Origin of the sequence: Nostoc sp., assembly GCF_035638895.1 — a bacterium.
GTDB lineage: Bacteria > Cyanobacteriota > Cyanobacteriia > Cyanobacteriales > Nostocaceae > Nostoc.
Genome location: NZ_DASQZC010000626.1, coordinates 1 through 3,929 on the forward strand (window position 1 = coordinate 1; position 3,929 = coordinate 3,929).

3 protein-coding genes and 1 pseudogene are annotated in these 3,929 nt (G+C 41.6%); 3 read left to right on the top strand and 1 reads right to left on the bottom strand.

The window, feature by feature from the left end:
- Positions 1-167: pseudogene (locus tag VE944_RS34370) on the top strand (tetratricopeptide repeat protein); the annotation flags it as partial.
- A 209-nt stretch (positions 168-376) separates the two neighbouring features.
- Here VE944_RS34370 and VE944_RS30385 read toward each other — a convergent pair.
- Positions 377-2,287: an acetate--CoA ligase family protein gene (locus tag VE944_RS30385; RefSeq protein ID WP_324986357.1), complete on the bottom strand. Its 1,911-nt coding sequence runs from the start codon at positions 2,285-2,287 to the stop codon at positions 377-379.
- Positions 2,288-2,616: 329 nt separating this feature from the next.
- Here VE944_RS30385 and VE944_RS30390 point away from each other — a divergent pair, with 329 nt between their 5' ends.
- Both VE944_RS30390 and VE944_RS30395 read left to right on the top strand, forming a co-directional pair.
- On the top strand, positions 2,617-2,820 hold the full coding sequence (locus VE944_RS30390) for a hypothetical protein (RefSeq protein ID WP_229554054.1): 204 nt from the start codon (positions 2,617-2,619) through the stop codon (positions 2,818-2,820).
- 356 nt (positions 2,821-3,176) lie between these two features.
- Positions 3,177-3,929: cyanophycinase (locus VE944_RS30395; protein ID WP_324986360.1), on the top strand; the 753-nt coding region annotated here is incomplete at its 3' end.

Below are 3,929 nucleotides of genomic sequence, written 5' to 3' on the forward strand. Positions count from 1 at the left end.
GTGGCAATATCCGTTTAGAAATAGAAGATAAACAGGGAGCAATTGAAGATTTTCAAAAAGCGGCAGACATCTATCGTCAAGAAGGTAAGCTAGAATCGCTCAAAGATACACGAGAAATAATATTAGATTTAGAAATAGAAGAATCATTAGATATTTTAAACTTCTAAAAAGTTGAAAAATTCGTCTAATATTATGTCCGCACAATCAGTTATGATTCCCACAGTGATTACATCCCACACATTATCCCCTCCCCGCAACCGAGGAGGGGAGACGAAGCGTAGCTTTGGCGGGGTGGGGTTCTTCAGGTTTAAGAAGTAATCAAGCGGACATAATATAAGAGGATATTTGAAAAGTATTAGGCAAATAGAATTCGCTACTAGAAAATTGTTCCAGTCTCTTTCAAATAAACCCGCGTAAATGGTTCATCTTCACCCAAAGAATAATCTTCAATCAACCCTTTGCGACGAATAGAAATCTCGTTGCCTTTTCTAATCACCACAGTAGAACCATCAAATACATCCCGCACTAACATCATCTCAGTTTCGCTAGGATTATCCAAAACGACCATATTACTACTTCGGTAAAACATCCCCTCTTCATTGAGGATATCTTCCGCATACTCGGCAATCAGCAAATCAAGTTTTGGATGACGCAGTAAAGTTTGGACGTTGCTATTGTAATCTTTACTTAATACTTTTTTCGAGCGATTCACAAAAACTCCATCACGACAAACAGCGCCTATTGTCCAGTTAGGATGTTGCAAAAGGATATGGTCAATCGTTGTTTGCAGTTCTTCAACTGAGATTTTATTAAAGGTAATAATCGGTATCCTAGAATCTGTACCCGACTCAAAAAAGGTTTCTAAGATATAAGAAGGCACATCAACGCTTTCACCTTGAGAAGGTTTAAGATGCATCAAAACGCCTGGTGCAGCATTGATTTCCAAGATGGCAAAGTTACTAGACTTCCAAGATTCTGAGAGACTTTTGGTCATGACATCAATACCAAGGCAAGTCAGCTGGAAGTGTTGGGCAATATCTTGCGCCAAGATAATATTGTCATCATGAACCGTGTGCGTTGCATCAATGCTCATACCCCCAGCCGAAAGATTGGCAACTTTACGGAGGAAAACAGTGCGCCCCTTCTCAATAACGCTGTCCAATGATAAGCGCTGTTCCTCTAGGTAGAGTTCCATCGCTTCATCGATTTGAATTTTACTCATCGGCGAGGTTGGCGTGTCTAAACGTGCAGGTTTCCGGTTCTCTAGGCGGATTAATTCTGCAAGCGTTAAATAGCCATCACCAATAACCGATGCTGGACGGCGTTCTGTGGCGGCGACAAATCTGCCATTGACACACAACAAACGAAAATCTGATCCGGAAATACTTTTCTCAACAATTATCCGAGTTAGCTGATCTTCGGGAATCGCTGCCAGTGCCCTATTATAAGCAGATAGAAGTTCTTTTGAGTCTTGTATGTCAGCCGTAACACCAATTCCTTTGTGGCCTACCACTGGCTTAACTGCCACCGGGTAGCCAATTTGTCTTGCTGTGGCTAAGGCTTCCTTTTCAGAAAAGACAATATCGCCTTCGGGGGCTGGGAAACCCAACGTTTTTAAAAATGCCTTACAGTCGTCTTTGCGGGTGGTAAACTCCGAATCTAGATGACTATCACAGTTAAATGTTGTTGCCACCCCCCGGACATGTTTTTTTCCCAAGCCGTATTGCATTAACCCTTCTTCCCACAAATAAAAGGCGGGAATACCTTTTTCGTAGGCTGTTCGCAATAGGGCGTAAACTGTGGGGCCACCATAGACAGAGGCGCGGAATTTATTTTGCAGCCTTACCAACTGTTCATCAAAGGTAAAGTCTTCATCTTGAGTGATGGCTTCAAACCAATCCCAAACAAAATAAGCTACCTCTCTAGTTGTGCGTTCATGTAGTGATTGGACGCTAATCCGCACGAGATTTGGATATGGTTTGACACTCCAACGGTTAAGGTGCAAATCCATGTCCAGTTTTCCGACTTCGGACACAACTTGGGCAAATAGATGAGCATAAGATTCGTAGCTTCGGCTGCCCAGGTGGGGATAGCGATCGCTAATCTTTGCAATATAATCTTCAATGGGCAAAGGCTCTCTAGAGTCAACTAGAGCAAAGTTAAATACTAGCGCTCCTATATCTAAATAGGGGTTGGGCCCAAGATAATGCTTGAAGTTGAAAATATCGAATACATCCGTTCTTCTAGCATTAATGCGGACTAAATCACTGCTTTTTTGTAGAACCATTGATTACGAACCTTTGGCTAAACACCCTGAAATTTAAATGCTGAGTTATGGTTACTCAGACTTATTGATTGTAAATCAACTCACATTATTTTTTGAGAGTGATGGCAAAGCCATTGATCTAATCAGAACTTAGATTAAACCTATTATTAAGTATTTTCAACTATCTCAAGGCATAATTAAACCCCCCTACCTCAGCGAAGAAAAAACTACAGTTAATTCATCCTCATGAATGGTCAAATATCTAACCTTTGAAAGGTGCAACACTCAGCCAATAAATTGTATAAATAAATATGCGGTATTCAGAAAGACAGCCAAAAGACAGCAAAGTTATGAATAGCACACAAGCTGCTCTAAGAGAAGAAATTCGGGAACTTGCTGAAGAAGCTTTTCACCAAAAGCTGATATCTGGGCATGGTGATGGCCCGGATATGAATGAGTATCAAATTGTCTACCAAGGCAAACCCAGGCATCTCCCGCTAGAACAAGCACGTTTTTTCTTAACTAACTTGCTTTACAGAAGTCGCATTCATTAAAGCTTACCATTAGATATCTAATTGCATCCAGCGAAAGTTAATACCAGTTTTTGAATAATAATTGCACGATAAATTTCCAATCGGCAATTAGCAATGCCTCTAAAAAATTACTCTAGAGGCAGTTGTTGCTGTGGGTTTTATTAAGTCAACGAACGTTAATGAGGATGCTATTTTCTGTGTAATTTTTGGCAATAATCTTTTGGCTTGCTGCGATGTCTAACGACAAGCGGCTTCTCTACGAAACGCTATGGGAATATCAATACTACCTTATATCAAGTGATCTACCAAAGGGATGATTTGATAGTTGGAATTGTCATGGTTTAGTAAAATTTATTAACTCAAATTAAGGGGACATCATGGTACAAACTAATTCTAAAGGGCAACTGGTAATTATTGGGGGAGCCGAAGACAAGGAAGGAGATTGCCAAATTCTGCGGGACTTTGTGCGACGCGCTGGGGGTACAAAGGCGTACATTGTAATTATGACGGCGGCGACAGAATTACCTAGAGAAGTGGGAGAAAATTATATTAAAGTATTTAAGCGGCTGGGAGCCGAAAATGCTCGCATTATTGATACAGAAACCCGCGAAGATGCATCTTCATCTACCGCATTGGAAGCAATTCATAAAGCAACTGGGGTATTTTTTACTGGGGGAGATCAAGCTCGCATCACCAGTATCCTCAAGGACACCGAAATAGATACGGCGATTCATCAACGGTTCTCTGAAGGTGTAGTTGTCGCAGGCACAAGCGCCGGAGCTGCCGTGATGCCAGACGTAATGATTGTGGAAGGCGACTCAGAAACACATCCTCGCATTGAAACTGTTGAAATGGGCCCCGGTCTTGGTTTTTTACCAGGAGTGGTAATTGACCAGCATTTTTCCCAGCGCGGACGCTTGGGACGCTTAATTTCAGCTTTGATACTACAGCCTGCTGTTTTAGGATTCGGTATTGACGAGAATACCGCTATGGTCGTGACAGATAGCCAAGTTGAAATTATTGGTGCAGGTGCGGTCACGATTGTTGATGAATCAGAGGCTACATACAACAATATGGGCGAAATTTTGAAGGATGAGTCTTTGGCGATTTGCGGAGCAAAGCTTCATATT